This is a genomic window from Intrasporangium mesophilum (assembly GCF_054783095.1).
The window spans coordinates 111,562-128,227 of sequence record NZ_BAAGRF010000010.1 but is presented as its reverse complement, the minus strand read 5'-3'; the positions used below and the strand labels follow the sequence as shown (position 1 = coordinate 128,227).

Below are 16,666 nucleotides of genomic sequence, written 5' to 3'. Positions count from 1 at the left end.
CAGCGTACTAGCCGCGGCCCGGCACCTCCGGGACGTCCGCGGACGCCGGGCGAGGCGGAAGGGGCGGCCGACCGCACGAGGTGTGCTCACGGCATACCGTGTACGGGTGACCCGAACGACCCCCTCAGCAGACCCCCACGCCGTGACGAGCCTCGAGCGTCTGCTCGAGGTCTACCCCACGGCACCGGCGGTCAACTCGATCGCCAAGGAGTCCCGGACGATCACCCCGGGGCAGGCCAGGATCATCGAGGCGTCACCGTTCGTCGTCGTGGCGACGGTGGGCGCGGGCGGTCTGGACCAGTCGCCGAGGGGCGACCACCCGGGCTTCGTGGTGGTCCGCGACGAGCGCACGCTCGTCATTCCCGACCGGCGGGGCAACAACCGCCTCGACACTCTGCGCAACATCGTGGCAGACCCTCGCGTCGGCCTGATCTTCCTCGTCCCGGGACTGGGCGAGGAGCTGCGCGTCCGCGGCACCGCGATCCTCTCGACCGACCCTGAAGAGCTCGCCCGGCACGAGGTGCAGGGCAAGCGCCCCGCGTCTGTCATCGTCGTCACCGTCGAGCGCTGCTACTTCCAGTGCGCGCGTGCCATCAAGCGGAGTCGGTTGTGGGACAACGAGGCCCACGTCGACCGCGGCTCCCTGCCGACTGCCGGGCAGCTCACCCGCGAGGCGGGCGGCTTCACCTCAGACCAGGACGCAGCGGCATACGACGCCGCCCTGGACGCGAGGCAGGACGCCACGCTCTACTGAGCGCCGCTGGGTCGCGCGTCACTCCTCGCCGTTGGCGAGGCGCTCGTGGTGGTGGATGACCTCGGCGATGATGAAGTTGAGGAACTTCTCCGCGAAGACCGGGTCGAGACCCGCCTCGTCCGCGAGCGCCCGGAGCCGGGCGATCTGCCGCTCCTCGCGGGCGGGGTCCGCGGCCGGCAGGTGCTGCTCGGCCTTGAGCCGGCCGACCTGCTGGGTGCACTTGAACCGCTCGGCGAGCAGGTGCACGAGCGCGGCGTCGATGTTGTCGATGCTGCTGCGCAGCCGCAGCAGCTCGGCCGGGACATCGGGCGGCTCGCTCATCCGGTCAGCCTAGGTGGGTCACCGTTCGTCGAATCCGCGGATTCCGTCCTTCGGGACGCCGGGCTGCACGACGACGCTTTCCACGTGACCGGGCCGTCGGGTGGTCGACGGCTGCTCCCGGAGCAGCTCCTCGAGGCGCGCCACGCAGTCTCGGTCCCCCTGCGCGACGATCTCGACGCGCCCGTCGGGCATGTTGCGGGCGTGCCCGGCGAGACCGAGCTCCAGCGCCGTCGCGCGCGCCCACCACCGGAAGCCGACTCCCTGCACCCAGCCCCGCACGAAGATCGTCACGCGCACCGGGTCCGGGGTCGCGGGCGGGTCGGGGCACATGCCCACACCGTATGCCGCTCGCGAGCCTCCCTGGGATGACGTGGCTGCCCCTCGGGCCCCCGCGTGCCTCCGCAACCCGAGCCCCAACCGTAACTATGCTCACTCCAGGCACCGTGGTGACTCCACCCACCCTGGGCCCAAGGAGGGAGCGACGTGACGACGTCGGCCATTTCTCGGGCGGAAGGTTCCGGACACTCCGCCGACGCAGCCGCGGCAACCAGCCAGCGGCCCGAGGGGCGTGCGCGTCCCGGGCGGATCGAGGGCCTCGACGGGCTGCGAGCGCTGGCCATCGTCGGGGTGCTGGTCTACCACCTCAACGCGTCCTGGCTGCCCGGGGGCTTCCTCGGTGTCGACGTCTTCTTCGTCGTGTCCGGCTTCCTCATCACGACCCTGCTGGTCCGGGAGCATCGCCGCACCGGCCGGGTCGCGCTCTCGAGCTTCTGGGTGCGCCGCGCCCGCCGGCTGGTGCCCGCGCTGGTGCTCTGCGTGCTGGTCAGCGTCCTCATGGCGCGCCTCGTGAGCCAGGACCTCCTCGTCTCGATCGAGCGGCAGGTCCTCGGCGCCCTGACCTTCTCGACGAACTGGGTCGAGATCACCGCGGGGTCCAGCTACTTCGACCAGACTGCGCCGCAGCTGTTCATGAACTTCTGGTCGCTGGCCGTCGAGGAGCAGTTCTACCTCCTGTGGCCGTTCGTCACCATCGTGCTGCTCGCCACGGCCGGACGGGTCCGTGTCGGCGTGGCGGTGGTCGCGGGTGCGGCCTCGGCGTTGCTGATGGCCCTGCAGTTCGTGCCGGGCAGCGACGCCACGCGGGTCTACTACGGCACCGACACCCACCTCGTGGGTCTCATGGTCGGCGTAGCGGTGGCCTTCGCCTGGGCGAGCCCGCGCCTGTCCCAGCGAGTCCTGCCGTCACGGTGGGGACGTTTCGGGCCGTATGCCGTCCCGCTGGCTGCCGCCGCGCTGCTGGCCGAGATGGTCCTGCTCGACGAGGAGTCGACACTGACGTTCCGTGGCGGGATCGCGCTCGCCTCGGTCGCGACCGCAGTCCTTGTCATGGGGGTCCTCGACCGGCGTCCCGGCCGGCTCACTCTCTGGCAGCGCATGGTGAGTCATCCGGCGCCGACGTGGGTGGGGGCCAGGTCATACTCGATCTACCTGTGGCACTGGCCGGTGATCCTGCTCGTCGCGCTGGACAACCCGGCGGCGCCGGGCACGACGAGCTTCTGGCTGACCCGGCTCTGGTGCGTCGTCGTCACGCTGGCGCTCGCCGACCTGACCTTCCGTCTGGTCGAGAGCCCGTTCCGCACCCGCGGCTTCCGCGGGGTGGCCGCGATGGGGCGCACCCGGATCGGTGGGCTGGGCCGGCGAGCGAAGCAAGCCGTCGCGGTGGGCGCCGCGGTGCTCGCCGTGACCACCGCGGTCGTGCTCGCCACAGCCCCCGACATGAGCGAGACCGCCCGCATGCTGGCCGCGAACGAGGCCGATGCGCAGCCGGACTCCCCCGCCGGCTCGACGACGGCCGCCCCTCGCACCGGCACTGCGCCCAGCACTGCACCCAGCGCCGCGCCAAGCACGGCGCCGATCGCCAGGAACGCCTCGTTCACGATGCCGGCGGGGCCGGAGATCGACGCCTACGGCGACTCGATCATGGTCGGCAGCCTGCAGGCGTTGCGCTACTACTTCCCCGGCATCCGCATCGACGCGAAGTCCAACCGGCGGTGGTCCGACGCGGTCACGCAGGTCACCGAGCGTGGGGCCGACAACCGGCGGGCCGTCATCCTGGCGTTCGGCACCAACGCCGGGGTGGACGAGGACGAGGCGGACAAGGTGCTCGACCTCCTGGGACCGAACCGCATGGTCGTTCTCGTCAACATCATGGGTCCCTTCTCCCGCATCGACACCGACAACACGACGCTCGACCTCATCGCGCGCGACCGGCCCAATGTCATCGTCGCCGACTGGGCTTCGGCCGTGCGCGCGCACCCCGAGCAGGTCCAGTCCGACCGCGTTCACCCGACGATCAAGGGCGCACACCTGTTCTCGAAGACCGTTCGCCAGGCCCTGGCCGACCTGTCCGAGCGCCACACCGGCAAGCAGGTGGTCCTCAAGGAGCTCCCGATCCCGTGATCGTGGCGAACTCCGGTGTCCACAGGCCGCGGATGCAGTAGGACGGACCCATGGACCTACGCGCGGGCTCTCGACCGAGCCGTGAAGCCCTCGTCGCCGCTGCCGCGCGGCTTCGCGGCAGCCTGATGCCTCGGTCACCGCACGGGACTCCACGCCGCTTCACGCGGCCCTCGACGACGCTCGCCGAACGGTGGACCACGATCGACGGCGTCCGCGTCTTCTTCCGGGAGACACCGCAGCCCGACCCGGGATCCAGGGTCATGGTTCACCTGCACGGGTTCGGGCTCTCCGGCCGTTACCTGCTGCCCACCGCGGAGCGGCTCTCCGGTGAGTTCCGCACGCTCGTGCCCGACCTCCCCGGCTTCGGCCGCAGCGGCAACGCCGCCGACCCTCTCGACGTCACCGGGCTCGCCCGCGCGGCCGCTGCGTTCCTCGACGCACTCGGCATCGAACGGGCCAGCTTCGTCGGCAACTCCATGGGGTGCGCGGTGATCTGCGAGCTCGCCTACCACTTTCCCGAGCGGATCGAGCGTGCCATCCTCGTGGCCCCGGCCGGCGGGCTGCACAACCAGCCACTCGGGCGCGCGGTCACGCAGCTCGCACGAGACGGCATACGGGAGCCGGCGCGGCTCATCGGTGTCGCCGCGCCCGACTACCTCCGGTTCGGGCTGCCCAGCACGTTGCGACTCTTCCAGGCGCTGACCCGCTTCCCTGCCCTGGACCGCCTGCTGGCCATGGACGTGCCGACGATGGCGGTGATCGGCTCACGCGACCCGCTCATGCCGCTGCCGCCGAGGCTGCGGGAGGTCGCCGGAAGGACCGAGAGCCACGCGCTGCTCGTCGTCATCGAGGGCGCCGCGCACGCCATCAACTTCAGCCACCCGGGCGAGCTCGCGAACGTCATCCGCCAGTTCATGGACGACCAGGCGATCGTCGACGACCCCGACTCCCCCGGCCAGGCCCGCGCGTACGAGCTGCACCGCGGCCACGTACCAGAAGCGCCATCGAGCCCAGCGAGCGAAGCGGAGGAAGGCAAGGCCTAACGGGCGCCGCGGCACGCGCCGCAGCGAAGCGAGGCGCCAAAGGTATGGCACCTCGTCTATGCAGGAGCAGCGGCCGCGTCGATCTCGCCCGCCAGGGCCTTCTCGTCGGCCTTGAGCTCCTTCTTCTCGACCTTCTCGGCCCGCTTCAGCTCCGCCTCGACCCGTCGCTCGAGGTCGGTCGCGGCGACGACGACGAGCCCGCTCTGGCCCCGGTCGAGCAGCTCGCCGAGCTCCTTGAGGTCCGAGCGGCTCATGCCTGCGGCAACGTGCCCGGCGAGCGCGCCGAGGCCGGCCCCGGTGGCGCCGCCCCAGAGCAGCCCGGCACCGAGGGCGACCGCCGGGAAGAGCGCCACGACGGCGCCGCCGACCAGGCCGATGCCGAGGCCTCCCCACGCTCCCTGCCGGGTGGGCTGCTCGTGCTTCTCGACGATCTTGACCTTGCCGTCCGCGCCGCGGGTCAGGACCGCCGCGTCGTAGGTGTCGATGAGCCCGGACTCCTTGTAGAGCTCACGCACCGCCTCGAAGTCGGCGACGGCAGCCTCCTCCGACTCGTAGGACGCCGCCAGCACCATGTACGTGTCGAAAGCCATCTGGATCCCCTTGGATTCGTCGGTTCGCGGCCCGCGGGCATCACAGGGCGCTCACCGATCGTCCGTTGCCAGGACGCCGCGCCGCGTCACACGCAGCGGGTGAGATGCACACCACCTCCGCAACACACCCGGTAACCGTCAAGGCACCACAGTTGCAACTGGGTCGCGTTGACGGTTACCGGGTGTGTTGCGGGTGAGCAGGTCAGGTGGGGACGACGGTGTCGCCGACCCGCAGGTGCGCGCCGGCAGCCAGCGGGAGCACGGGTGTGAGCCGGATGCCGAACCACGTCGCGCCGTCCCACTTGCGGTGGCGCGCCAGGGTGCGGATCGGCTCTTTCGTCGTATGCAGCTCGACGCGGTCGATCGTCGTCATGACACACCGGTCGACGACCATCGTCGCCCGGAACGGCACGTCGCCGATGCGCACGACCGACCACGAGTCCTCCGCGAAGGGCTCGTCCCCGTCAACGACGACGTTGGGCCGGAACCGCTCCTGGCGCAGCGGCTCGGCAGGCTCCTCGCCCCGTTCGAGGGCTGTCTCGAGCACCCAGTCGTTGAGGCGCGTCAGGGACGCCTCCGACGTCAGGTGGACGGGCGCTGCGTCGGCGAACGAGTTGCGGTCGCCCGGCTGCCCCCCGAGGTCGGGCCGGATCGGCCGGACCATGTCCTCGTCCTGCCAGACCAGCCGCAGCGACCGCCCGACCCGTTCCGAGAGCCATTCGGAGACCTCGAGGGATCCCGGCACGGCGCTCGCCTGTCCCCAGAAGCCCACCGGCACGGGGGCACCGTCGCGGGGCGGGACTGCGACAACGGCCTCCGCGCCCGGGGCGCACAGCCGCACGGCACCATCTGCCAGCGGCTCGGCGCGCACCCCCAGCAGCCGGTGCTCCTCGCGCGCCGTGACCTTGGCGCCGTCGGGTGCGACGACGGCCCAGCGACGGTCGCCGACCAGGCCGCGCGCGTCGACCGCTGCCGCCTGTGGTGCGACGCCCGCGAGCGACTTGACCGGGTAGACGTTGAGACCCGTGACGCGCAGCGTGCTCACGCGACCCTGCTCACTCGGCGAGCCACGCGGCATACGCGTCGAAGGTGTACGGCCTCCCGAGGAAGTCCTCGACGAGGTCGGCGGCGTCCCGTCGTCCGCCGGGAGCCAGCACCTTGTCCCGGTACGCCCCGGCGACCTCCGGGTCGAACAGGTCGCTGCGGTCGAACGCCGAGAACATGTCCTTGGCGATGACGAGCGACCACATGTACGTGTAGTAGGCCGAGCTGTAGCCGTCGAGGTGCCCGAAGTGGCAGTGCATGTGGGTGCCGGCGAGGTACGGGAAGACGGAGTACGTCGCCATGAGGTCGCGCAGCCTGGCCGTGAGGTCGTCGGTCGGGTTGACGTGGAAGTCGTAGGACAGCGCGGCGTAGAACATCTGCGTGCGCGCGTCGTAGCCCTTGCCGAAGTCGTCGGCCCGGCGCATGGCCTCGACGAGCTCGGGCGGGATGGTCTCACCGTCAGCGTTGCGCGCGAAGGTCGCGAGCACCGTTGCGTCCCAAGCCCATTCCTCGAGCATCTGGCTCGGCGCCTCGACGAAGTCCCACTCGGTCGCGACCCCGGAGAAGCGCACCCACTGCTGGCGCCCGGCCAGGACGTGGTGCACGAGGTGCCCGAACTCGTGGAACAGGGTCACCACCTCGTCGTGCTCCATGAGCCCGCGGTTGAAGTTGCAGACGAGCACGCCCTCGGCGAGCTGGACGTCGGTGACGCCGCGCACGAGGTCGAACTGGGCGGCGTGCTTGTACTTGCCGTCGCGAGGGTGCAGGTCGAGGTGGATCCGGCCGATCCGCTCCCCGCCGAACGACACGTCGTAGGTCGCGACCTCGTCGTGCCACGTGCCGGCGTCGGCGACGGGTGCCCACTCGACCCCGAAGAGGCGCCCGGTCACGTCCAGCAGTCCCTGGCGCACGGCCTCGAACGGGAAGTAGGTGCGGACGCGCTGTGCGTCGACCGCGAGCTGCTCCTTGCGGACCAGCTCGCCGTAGTAGAAGATGTCGGCCCCGTCGATGTCGGTGGCGTCGGGTCGGTCCTGCCGGAGCCGCTCGAGCAGGACGGCCTTGTCACGCTCGGCGCTCGACGTGGACAGCTCGGTGATGCGCTCGATGAACTCCCCGATCGCCTTCCCGTTGCCGATCATCTTGACCTCGGCGTCGTAGTCGGCCCATGTGTCGTAGCCGAGCAGCGTGGCGTGCTCGCGACGGACGGCGAAGATGTCCTGCAGCACCTGGTCGTTGTCCGGCCAGGCGATGGTGAGGAACTCGGTGACGAGGTCGCGCCGCGCCTGCGCGTCGTGCGCGAAGGTGCGGAAGGGGACGACGTCGGGGTAGTCGGTGGTAACGGTGACGAGGCCGTCCTCGGCGGCCGGGTGAGCCTCGACCCAGTCCTGCGGCATACCGACGAGGCGCTCGGGCTCGATGCGAATGCTGCGGACGTTCTCGCGGATGTTCTTGCTGAAGTCCTGGCTGAGCAGGATCGCGCGCTCGCTCAGCTCGCGCAGGCGCTCCCGCGTGGCCTCGTCGCGGTCGACACCGGAGCGCCGGAAGTCCCGGAGAGTCCGCTCGAGCACTCGCGCCGCGTCGGCATCGAGGCCCCCGGCGTCGAGCCCGGCGAACACGGCATACAGCTCCTGGTCGAGCCCGAGGTCGGTGTCGAGCTTCTGGACCTCCTGGGCAACCGCCTCGGCGCGGTCGCGCACCTCCTTGTCGGGGTGCACCTCGGAGAACAGTGAGGCCACCGACGCGGCGTTCGACAGCGCGACCTGCGCGTCGTTCCACGTGCGGAGCACCTCCAGCGGGTCGCGCGGCGGGTCGGCCTTGAGCGCGTCGACGAGCGCTCGGGCGCGGGCGAGCTGGTCGTCGCCGCGGGCTCCCACCCACTCGAGCCAGTCTCGGTCGGCGGGCATGGTCAGGTGCGTGGCCTCGGTCGTCACAGACGGCACTGTATGCCGCCGGAGCGACGCCGCGTCGACCGATTACTCCCAGAGCCGAAGCGACCGCGTGACGATGCTGGTCAGGTCGTCCGCCCCGACCGGCTTCGGGCTGGTCGCAAGCAGCCGCTGCTGCTTCAGTGCCCCTTCGACGAGCGCCCCCACATCGGACTCCTCATAGCCCACGGCCGCCAAGCCGTTGGGCATCCCGATGTCGCGCATGAGGCCGACGATCACGGCGGGAAGGACTCCGGACGGGTCGCCCGGGTCGACCTTCGGTGGCTCGTCCGGAGCGAGCAGCCGGGCAGCGGCCAGGTGACGCTCGGGTGCTGCGTCGAACGTCCATCGGAACGCCTCGGGTGCCGTCAGGGCCACCGCCATGCCGTGTGGCACGAGGGATTCGCCGGGCGGATAGCCGTCGGGGTGGAAGTCGCGGACCCGGCCGGCGACCGGGTATGCGTTCGCGTGCGGGATGTGGACTCCGGCGTTGCCGAACCCGAGCCCCGCGAACGTTGCCGCGAGCGCCATCTCACCCCGAGCGGCCTCGTCCTCCCCGTCACGAACCGCTCTGCGGAAAGCGTTGCCCAGCAAGGCCATCGAGCGCTCGGCCCAGAGATCGGAGATGGGGTTGCTGCCGCAGTACGGCACCCGCTCCCCGGGCTGTTTGCGCTCGAAAGAGGTGTACGGACGGGCGGTCCAGCTCTCCAGTGCGTGGCAGAGGATGTCCATCCCGGCCGACGCGGTCACCCCCGAGGGCTGGCTCGTCGTGAGCCTCGGGTCGACGACGGCGAGCGTCGGCCTCAGGCGCACGTGACTGATGCCGGTCTTGACCTTGAGGGCCAGCACGTCGAGCACGCAGATCGTCGTGCTCTCGGCGCCGGTGCCGGTCGTGGTCGGCACCGCCACGAGTGGGGCCAGCGGCGACATCGGCGCGCGGCCGGCCCCGACGGGAACGTTGACGTAGTCCATCAGCGACCCGCCGTTGGTCAGGATCAGGTCGACCGCCTTGGCCGTGTCGATGGACGACCCCCCGCCGACCGCGACGAACGCGTCGAACGGCCCGTCCGCACGGGCCCGCTCGACCGCCGCCTCCAGGCTCGCGTCAGTGGGCTCCACGTGGGCCGAGTCGTGCACGACGGCCACGACGCCGTAGGCCGCCATCCGCCCGGCGACGCGCTCCGGCATCCCGGTCTCGCGCAGCCCGGGGTCCGTGACGAGCAGCACCCGTCGGGCGCCGAGCGCGGCGAGGTCGTGGCCGATCTCGTCCGCGGCGCCCGGACCGAACTTGAGCATGGGCGCGCCGTAGGTGAACACGGACTCGGGCCTGGCTGCCGTCCACGTCATGATGCGGACCCTACGCTGGGAGGCATGTCAGCCGAGCGGACCGGGACTCTCGTCGTCGGAGCCGGCCAGTCCGGCATCTCACTCGTCACTGCGCTGCGCGAGCTCGGCGACACCGAGCCCGTCATGCTCGTCGGCGACGAGGCCGAGCCGCCCTACGACCGCCCGCCGCTGTCCAAGACCTACCTGCGCGGCGAGCACGACCGCGAGTCACTGGTCTTCCACGGCCCGCAATGGTTCGCCGAGCACGGGATCGCCCTCGTCACCGGTGACCCGGTCGCGCAGATCGCCCGCGACCGCGCGGGCGGCCGGGCGACGACGCGCGCAGGCCGCGAGGTCGAGTTCGCCCGCCTTGCTCTGACCACGGGCGCGGCCAACCGGGCCCTGCCGGTCGACGGCGCCGACGCGGACGGCGTCCTGTCCGTGCGCACCCTCGCCGACGCCGACCGGCTCGCACCCGCTCTCCGGGATGCCCGCGAGGTCATTGTCGTCGGGGGTGGCTTCATCGGGCTGGAGGTTGCGGCAGGCGCCCGCCTGCTCGGCGCGAACGTCACCGTCGTCGAGGCGACCGACCGGCTCCTCGGGCGCTCGGTCACCCCCCTGCTGTCCGACTTCTACCTCGCCGCGCACGAGCGCCGCGGCACGCGAGTTCTCCTCAACGCCAATGTTGTTCGTGTCACTACCCGGGACGGCCGGGCTTCCGGCGTCCAGCTCGAGGACGGCCGCACGCTCACGGCCGACCTCGTCGTGGTCGGCATCGGGGTCGCCCCGCGCACCGAGCTCGCGGAGCAGCTCGGCCTCGTCGTCGAGCGGCGCGGGGTGGTCGTCGACGAGTATGCCCTCACCTCCGACGGCGTGACCGTGGCCGCCGGCGACTGCGCGGTCGGCCCCAACCCCTTCATCCGGGGCCTGCCCGGGCCGACTCGCCTCGAGAGCGTGCCCCACGCGACGGACCAGGCGCGCGCCGCAGCGGCGACGCTGGTGGGACGCCCCGCGGCATACCGGCAGGTGCCGTGGTTCTGGAGCGACCAGGGCCAGCTGCGCCTCCAGATCGCCGGGCTCCCTCACGGCGCCGACCACGTCGTGGTGCGCGGCGACCTCGGCGCCGAGGCGTTCTCCATCCTCAGCTACCGCGACGGGCTGCTCATCGCGACCGAGTCCGTCGGGTCCTCGGCCGACTACCTCACTGTCAAGCGAGCCCTGGAGAAGGGTATGAGTATCCCGGCCGATGCGGCCGCCGACGTGACCGTCCCCCTCAAGCGACTCCTCACGAGCGTCGACGACGCCACGGTGTGATGACGCGCCAGGCGCGGGCCCCTGCGCTAGCGTGACAAAACGTCGCAAAACGAAGGGACTGATCGCATGCAGTCAGTGGCAGGCCTGTCCACGGCGGGCACTCTCCTTAGCGTCAACGCCGTCGACTACGTCATCATCGCGCTCTACTTCGTCTTCGTTCTCGGCATCGGGTTGCTGGCCAGGCGGTCCGTGTCCGACTCCATCGACTTCTTCCTCTCGGGCCGCTCGCTGCCTGCCTGGGTCACCGGCCTGGCGTTCATCTCCGCCAACCTCGGTGCCGTCGAGATCATGGGCATGTCGGCCAACGGCGCCGAGATCGGGATCTCCACCGTGCACTACTTCTGGGTCGGCGCGATCCCCGCGATGCTGTTCCTCGGCGTCGTGATGATGCCCTTCTACTACGGCTCCAAGGTCCGATCGGTGCCGGAGTTCATGTTCCGCCGTTTCGGCACGGGCGCGCACCTGGTCAACGCGATCAGCTTCGCCATCGCGCAGCTGCTCATCGCGGGTGTCAACCTCTACCTGCTGGGCTCGATCGTCCACGCCCTGCTCGGCTGGCCGCTGTGGGTCGCACTGCTCATCGCTGCCGTGATCGTGCTGTCCTACATCACGCTCGGCGGCCTTTCCGCGGCGATCTACAACGAGGTGCTCCAGTTCTTCGTCATCGTCGCCGCGCTGCTGCCGCTGACCCTGATCGGCCTGCACCGGCTCGGCGGCTGGCAGGGCCTCAAGGACCGGATCACCGAGTTCGCCGACCGGGCTCCGGCCGCCGCCGGCGTCCCGCCCGCCGACCAGCAGCTCCACTCCTGGCCCGGTGAGGCGCTCTCCGGGTTCTCCTCGCCGTTCTGGTCGGTCGTCGGCATCGTCTTCGGGCTCGGCTTCGTGCTGTCCTTCGGCTACTGGACGACCAACTTCGTCGAGGTCCAGAGAGCGATGGCCTCGAACTCGCTGTCCGCGGCGCGACGGACCCCCATCATCGGCGCCTTCCCCAAGATGTTCGTGCCGTTCCTGGTCATCGTCCCAGGCATGATCGCCGCGGTCATGGTGCCCGAGATCGGCCAGCTCAAGAACGGCGGCTCCCCGCCGGGAGGAGCGTCGGGCGAGGGCGTCAAGTACAACGACTCCCTCCTGCTGCTCATGCGCGACATCCTGCCCAACGGCCTGCTCGGCGTGGCGATCGCCGGACTGCTGGCCGCGTTCATGGCCGGCATGGCCGCGAACATCTCGGCGTTCAACACCGTCTTCAGCTACGACCTGTGGCAGCGCTACATCCGCAAGGACCACTCGGACGACTACTACCTGCGGATCGGCCGCCTCGCGACGGTCGCGGCGACGGTCATCGCGATCTTCACCGCCATCGTCGCCAGCTCCTTCTCCAACGTCATGGACTATCTCCAGACGCTCTTCGGCTTCTTCAACGCACCGCTGTTCGCGACCTTCATCGTCGGCATGTTCTGGAAGCGGATGACACCGACGGCCGGCTGGGTGGGCCTCGTGAGCGGCACCCTCGCCGCGGTCCTGGTCGCGTTCCTGAGCAAGGACGCCTTCGGCAGCCTGAGCCGCGGCGTCCTGCCGATCGAGGGACAGGGCGCGGCCTTCCTCGCGGCCTCGGCGGCGTTCATCGTCGACGTCGCGGTGAGCGTGTTCGTGTCCTTCCGGACCCAGCCCAAACCCGCCTCCGAGCTGCGCGGTCTCGTCTACTCCGAGACCCCGCGCGAGGATCTCATCGACCCGCACGAGGCACGGGCGCCGTGGTACCAGCGCACGCTGCCGCTCGCCGGGGTCGCGCTCGCGATGGTCATCGTCCTCAACATCGCCTTCTGAGAGGAGCTGCGACATGACGGAACAGCCCGATGACCTGAGCCTTCCGACGACGCCCGACGACTCGAGGTCGAAGCGGCATACGGCCGGAGCCTTCGACATCCGCAACTTCATCGGCGGGCTCATCGGCATCTACGGCCTGATCCTCACCCTGATGGGCATCTTCGGCGACAAGGCCTACGCCCGCACGGGGGGAGTCAACGCCAACCTCTGGGCCGGCATCATCATGCTCGTCGGCGCGGCGTGCTTCATGCTGTGGGCACGGCTGCGGCCGATCGTCGTGCCCGACCACGTCGATCCGGTCCAGGACGACCCGACGCGGCCGGCTCCGCGAAGGCACTAGCAGAGGCGCCGGGCGCGCCGTCGGGGGGCGATGTCAGCCGCGGCGGCGCGGTCGCGGCTGGCACACGGGACAGGAGAACGAAGAGCGGTTCATGAACTGCTCGCGTCGCATGATCGCGCCACACCGGTCGCACGGGGTGCCCGCCCGGCCGTACGCGTGCAGCGACCGGTCGAAGTACCCGCTCGCGCCATTGACGTTGACGTAGAGGGCATCGAAGCTCGTGCCGCCCTGCCCGAGGGCCTCGGCCATGACATCGTGGGCGTGGTCGAGGACGCGGGCGAGAGCCGGCTTGGTCAGGGCCGAGCAGATCCGCTCGCCGTGGATCTTGGCCCGCCAGAGCGCCTCGTCGGCGTAGATGTTCCCGATCCCGGACACGAGCCCCTGGTCGAGCAGGGCGCGCTTCACCGCGCTGTCCCGCTGTTTCATCCGGGCCACGACGGAGCGCTGGTCGTAGGCGGGCTCGAACGGGTCGGGCGCGATGTGCGCGACGGACTCGGGTATGCCGTCCGCACCCAGGGGTGACAGCGACAGTCCCCCGAAGGTGCGCTGGTCGACGAACCGCAGCTGCGGCCCCTCGTCGGCGAAGTCGAACCGGGCATGGCAGTGCCTCTCGAGCGGCGCGTCCGCGGGCTCGACGAGCATCTGGCCGCTCATGCCGAGATGCACCACCAGTGCGTCCTCGTCGCCGAGGGCGAGCCAGAGGTACTTGCCGCGGCGCGCCGCGGCGGTGACGGTGACGTCGTGCAGGCGAGCCGCGAGGTCGCCCGCGCCCGCGTCGTGGCGGCGCGCGACCCGCACCCCGGTGATCCGGGCTCTGGTGATGTGGCGGCCGACGACGTGGTCCTCGAGGCCGCGCCGCACGACCTCGACCTCGGGCAGCTCGGGCACCGGCCCTCAGCCCTGCGGCAGGCTGGCGTCCGCGTCGGTGCGGCGGCGTTCGAGCGTGTGCCAGGCCTGCTTGGCGGCCTTCTGCTCGGCTTCCTTCTTGCTCCTGCCGCGCCCTTCGCCCAGGACCTCCTCGCCGACGACGACGCGGGCGTGGAACTCCTTCTCGTGGTCCGGTCCCTGCTCGCCGACGTGGTACTCCGGAGACCCGAGCGACGCGCCAGCGGCCATCTCCTGCAGGCTCGTCTTCCAGTCGAGGCCCGCGCCGAGCGTGGCGGCCTCCTCGATGATGCCGTCGAAGTGGTGATGCACGAACGTGGCCGCGTGGTCGATGTCGGTGGACAGGAACACGGTCCCGATGAGGGCCTCGAGCGTGTCGGCCAGGATCGAGGCCTTGTCACGGCCGCCCGTGGCCTCCTCGCCCTTGCCGAGCATGACGTACTCGCCGAGGTCGAAGGTGCGGGCGACGTCGGCCAGGGCGCGCATGTTGACGACCGCCGCGCGCAGCTTGGCCAGCTGGCCCTCAGGCAGGTCGGGGTGCTCGCGGTAGAGCGTCTCGGTCACGACGAGGCCGAGCACCGAGTCGCCGAGGAACTCCAGGCGCTCGTTGTTGGGCAGGCCGCCGTTCTCGTAGGCGTAGGACCGATGGGTCAGGGCGCGCAGAAGCAGCGGCTCGTCGATGTCCTGGCCGACCACCTCATTAAGGTGGCTGACCAGCGCATCGACGGGCCGCTGCGGCACCGTCGGAACATCCCCTGACGCAAGGTCGCTCACGGGGCTGCCCACCGGATGCTCAGGCCTGGTGCTCGGTGCGCTCGGCGGCGGCGTAGTGACGGCCCTTGTAGGTGCCACAGGACGGGCACGCGATGTGCGGCTGGGTCGCCGCACCGCACTGGGGGCACGTGGTCAGCGTGGTCGCCGTCGCCTTCCAGTTCGCACGACGCGAACGGGTGTTGGAGCGCGACATCTTCCGCTTCGGGACAGCCACGTCAGTTCCTCTTCTCTTGCGGGTCGTTGCCCAGCAGCCCGCTGAGCGCCGACCATCGGGGGTCGATCACTTCATGATGGTGGTCCGGGTCGTCCGCGAGGCGCATTCCGCACTCGGAACACAACCCCGGGCAGTCGTCCCGGCACACCGGTTGGAACGGCAGCGTCGGCACGATGGCGTCCCTGAGCACGGGCTCGAGGTCGATGAGGTCACCGACCAGCTCGTGCACGTCGTCCTCGTCGTGGTCGGCTGCCACCTCGTGGTGGTGCGCCGCCCGATCGGCGTAGGCGAACAGCTCCTGGAAGGTCCCCTCGACATCGATCTCGACGGGATCCAGGCACCGCACGCAGGCGCCGGTCGCCGTGCCGCTGACCGAACCCGTCACGAGGACGCCCTCCACGACGGACTCGAGCCGCACCTCGACCTCCACCGGCATGCCGGCCTTGATCGAGATGACGTCCGTGCCGAGGTCGTCGGGAAACGTCACGGTGCGCCTGAGCTCGTGCATCGTCCCCGGTCGCCTGTTCAGCTCTCTGGTGTCGAGCACCAGCGGCGAACGGGGATCGGGGCGGTCCATGACTCCTGCGCACAGTAGATGGTTCGGCCCGCGCCAAGACGGACGTGGACCGACGTCCAAGGCTACCGGAGGCGTCCCCAGTGCCCAAATCAGGCGAGGCGCTCCTTGAGCGCGGCCAGGACCGCGTCCGGGACGAGACCGGTGACGTCGCCGCCGTAGCGCACGACCTCCTTGATGAGCGAGCTCGAGACGTGCTGCAGGGCCGGGTCCGCGGCGATGAAGAGGGTCTCGACGCCGGTGAGGTGCCGGTTCATGTGTGCCATCGGCAGCTCGTAGGCGAAGTCCGTGCCCCCACGCAGCCCCTTGACCATGGCCTGGGCCCCGACCTCGCGGCATACGTCGACGACGAGGGTGTCCGCCCAGGCGGCCACCCTGACGTTGGGCAGGTGGCCCAGCGACTGCTCGAGCAGAGCGCTGCGCTCGGGCACCGTGAAGGTGCCCTGTTTGCCCGGGTTGTGCAGGATCGCGACGACGACCTCGTCGAACAGCCGGCTGGCGCGCGAGACGACGTCGACGTGCCCGTTGGTGACCGGGTCGTAGGAGCCGGGGCACACGCACCGGCGGATCTCGTGGCTCGTCACGGCCCCAACCTACCGGGGAGCGCGCCGGGCCGGCTCGGGCAGCTCTAGCCGGCTCAGACCCGCTCAGACCCGCTCAGACCCGCTCAGGCCAGCTCAGCCAGCTCAGACCCGTTCAGGCCACGACGTCGCTCGGCGGGGGCTCGGCGAACCACATCGTCGTCTCGCCGTAGCGCTTCTCCCCCGACAGCTCGAGCCCCTCGGGCCATCGTGGCTGGGGCGATCGGCTGGACCGCTCGACGACGACGAAGGCGTCGCGTGCGAGCCAGGCCCGCTCGACGAGGCTCGCGAGGACGCCGGCGAGCGCGTCCTCGGACAGGTCGTAGGGCGGGTCGATGAGCACGAGGTCCATCCGTATGCCGCCCGGCGGGCCCCCGTCGAGCGCTCGCTCGACCGTGTCGGCCAGCAGCCGCACCCCGGGGCGGCCCACCTGCTTGATGTTGGCGCGGATCACCTTGGCCGCCGCCTTGCCCGACTCGACGAGCAGCACGAGGACGGCGCCGCGGCTCGCGGCCTCGAGACCGAGGGCGCCGGAGCCGGCATACAGATCGAGCACGTTGGTGCCCTCGAGGAGGCCGCGGTGCTCGAGGCGGCTGAACAGCGCCTCACGGACCCGGTCCGAGGTGGGGCGCGTGGTCGGGCCGGACGGCGTCTGCAGGCGACGGCCTCCGGCGCTGCCGCTGATGATGCGGGTCAT

The 16,666-nt window shown here is 70.9% G+C and carries 18 protein-coding genes; 6 read left to right on the top strand and 12 right to left on the bottom strand.

Going from position 1 to position 16,666, the window contains the following annotated elements:
- The first annotated feature begins 106 nt into the window (after positions 1 to 106).
- Positions 107 to 754 carry an MSMEG_1061 family FMN-dependent PPOX-type flavoprotein gene (locus ACYVLP_RS09950; protein ID WP_460627177.1) on the top strand — a complete coding sequence of 216 codons (648 nt, stop codon included), beginning with the start codon at positions 107 to 109 and terminating at the stop codon, positions 752 to 754.
- A gap of 18 nt (positions 755 to 772) precedes the next feature.
- Here the strand turns inward: ACYVLP_RS09950 and ACYVLP_RS09945 are convergent, their stop codons facing one another.
- Both ACYVLP_RS09945 and ACYVLP_RS09940 read right to left on the bottom strand, forming a co-directional pair.
- Complete coding sequence (locus tag ACYVLP_RS09945) at positions 773 to 1,075, bottom strand: chorismate mutase (protein WP_460627176.1); 303 nt, start codon at positions 1,073 to 1,075, stop codon at positions 773 to 775.
- Positions 1,076 to 1,093: 18 nt separating this feature from the next.
- Positions 1,094 to 1,405, bottom strand: coding sequence for an acylphosphatase (locus ACYVLP_RS09940; protein ID WP_460627175.1), 312 nt, complete (start codon positions 1,403 to 1,405; stop codon positions 1,094 to 1,096).
- A gap of 153 nt (positions 1,406 to 1,558) precedes the next feature.
- Between ACYVLP_RS09940 and ACYVLP_RS09935 the strand changes: the two genes are divergently transcribed.
- Positions 1,559 to 3,535 (top strand): acyltransferase family protein, encoded by a 1,977-nt coding sequence (locus ACYVLP_RS09935; protein ID WP_460627174.1) that lies wholly within the window; start codon positions 1,559 to 1,561, stop codon positions 3,533 to 3,535.
- Between the two features lie 50 nt (positions 3,536 to 3,585).
- A complete protein-coding gene (locus tag ACYVLP_RS09930; protein WP_460627173.1) occupies positions 3,586 to 4,578 on the top strand; it encodes an alpha/beta fold hydrolase in 993 nt (330 codons plus the stop codon).
- Between the two features lie 56 nt (positions 4,579 to 4,634).
- Here ACYVLP_RS09930 and ACYVLP_RS09925 read toward each other — a convergent pair whose 3' ends face one another.
- The 4 genes from ACYVLP_RS09925 to ACYVLP_RS09910 all read right to left on the bottom strand — a co-directional run bounded on the left by ACYVLP_RS09925 (position 4,635) and on the right by ACYVLP_RS09910 (position 9,484).
- A complete protein-coding gene (locus tag ACYVLP_RS09925) occupies positions 4,635 to 5,168 on the bottom strand; it encodes a DUF1269 domain-containing protein (RefSeq protein ID WP_460627172.1) in 534 nt (177 codons plus the stop codon).
- 202 nt (positions 5,169 to 5,370) lie between these two features.
- On the bottom strand, positions 5,371 to 6,213 hold the full coding sequence (locus ACYVLP_RS09920; RefSeq protein WP_460627171.1) for an MOSC domain-containing protein: 843 nt from the start codon (positions 6,211 to 6,213) through the stop codon (positions 5,371 to 5,373).
- A 10-nt stretch (positions 6,214 to 6,223) separates the two neighbouring features.
- A complete protein-coding gene (locus ACYVLP_RS09915; RefSeq protein ID WP_460627170.1) occupies positions 6,224 to 8,143 on the bottom strand; it encodes a M3 family metallopeptidase in 1,920 nt (639 codons plus the stop codon).
- A 42-nt stretch (positions 8,144 to 8,185) separates the two neighbouring features.
- A complete protein-coding gene (locus tag ACYVLP_RS09910) occupies positions 8,186 to 9,484 on the bottom strand; it encodes a hydroxyacid-oxoacid transhydrogenase (RefSeq protein WP_460627169.1) in 1,299 nt (432 codons plus the stop codon).
- A 24-nt stretch (positions 9,485 to 9,508) separates the two neighbouring features.
- Between ACYVLP_RS09910 and ACYVLP_RS09905 the strand changes: the two genes are divergently transcribed.
- From ACYVLP_RS09905 to ACYVLP_RS09895, 3 genes are all read left to right on the top strand, one after another.
- Entirely contained in the window at positions 9,509 to 10,777 is a 1,269-nt protein-coding gene (locus ACYVLP_RS09905) for an NAD(P)/FAD-dependent oxidoreductase (protein WP_460627168.1), read from the top strand.
- 66 nt (positions 10,778 to 10,843) lie between these two features.
- Positions 10,844 to 12,601, top strand: coding sequence for a sodium:solute symporter family protein (locus ACYVLP_RS09900; protein WP_460627167.1), 1,758 nt, complete (start codon positions 10,844 to 10,846; stop codon positions 12,599 to 12,601).
- A gap of 13 nt (positions 12,602 to 12,614) precedes the next feature.
- The gene (locus ACYVLP_RS09895; RefSeq protein ID WP_460627166.1) at positions 12,615 to 12,941 is read left to right on the top strand and encodes a hypothetical protein; all 327 of its coding nucleotides are present in this window, start codon (positions 12,615 to 12,617) and stop codon (positions 12,939 to 12,941) included.
- A gap of 33 nt (positions 12,942 to 12,974) precedes the next feature.
- Here the strand turns inward: ACYVLP_RS09895 and mutM are convergent, their stop codons facing one another.
- The 6 genes from mutM to rsmD form a co-directional block, all read right to left on the bottom strand.
- Entirely contained in the window at positions 12,975 to 13,829 is an 855-nt protein-coding gene (mutM, locus tag ACYVLP_RS09890) for a bifunctional DNA-formamidopyrimidine glycosylase/DNA-(apurinic or apyrimidinic site) lyase (protein ID WP_460627165.1), read from the bottom strand.
- A gap of 6 nt (positions 13,830 to 13,835) precedes the next feature.
- Complete coding sequence (rnc, locus tag ACYVLP_RS09885; RefSeq protein ID WP_460627164.1) at positions 13,836 to 14,600, bottom strand: ribonuclease III; 765 nt, start codon at positions 14,598 to 14,600, stop codon at positions 13,836 to 13,838.
- 19 nt (positions 14,601 to 14,619) lie between these two features.
- Positions 14,620 to 14,814, bottom strand: coding sequence for a 50S ribosomal protein L32 (rpmF, locus tag ACYVLP_RS09880; protein WP_452268560.1), 195 nt, complete (start codon positions 14,812 to 14,814; stop codon positions 14,620 to 14,622).
- A gap of 1 nt (position 14,815) precedes the next feature.
- Complete coding sequence (locus ACYVLP_RS09875) at positions 14,816 to 15,391, bottom strand: YceD family protein (RefSeq protein ID WP_460627163.1); 576 nt, start codon at positions 15,389 to 15,391, stop codon at positions 14,816 to 14,818.
- An 89-nt stretch (positions 15,392 to 15,480) separates the two neighbouring features.
- Positions 15,481 to 15,972: a pantetheine-phosphate adenylyltransferase gene (coaD, locus tag ACYVLP_RS09870; RefSeq protein WP_460627162.1), complete on the bottom strand. Its 492-nt coding sequence runs from the start codon at positions 15,970 to 15,972 to the stop codon at positions 15,481 to 15,483.
- A 112-nt stretch (positions 15,973 to 16,084) separates the two neighbouring features.
- The gene (rsmD, locus tag ACYVLP_RS09865) at positions 16,085 to 16,666 is read right to left on the bottom strand and encodes a 16S rRNA (guanine(966)-N(2))-methyltransferase RsmD (protein WP_460627161.1); all 582 of its coding nucleotides are present in this window, start codon (positions 16,664 to 16,666) and stop codon (positions 16,085 to 16,087) included.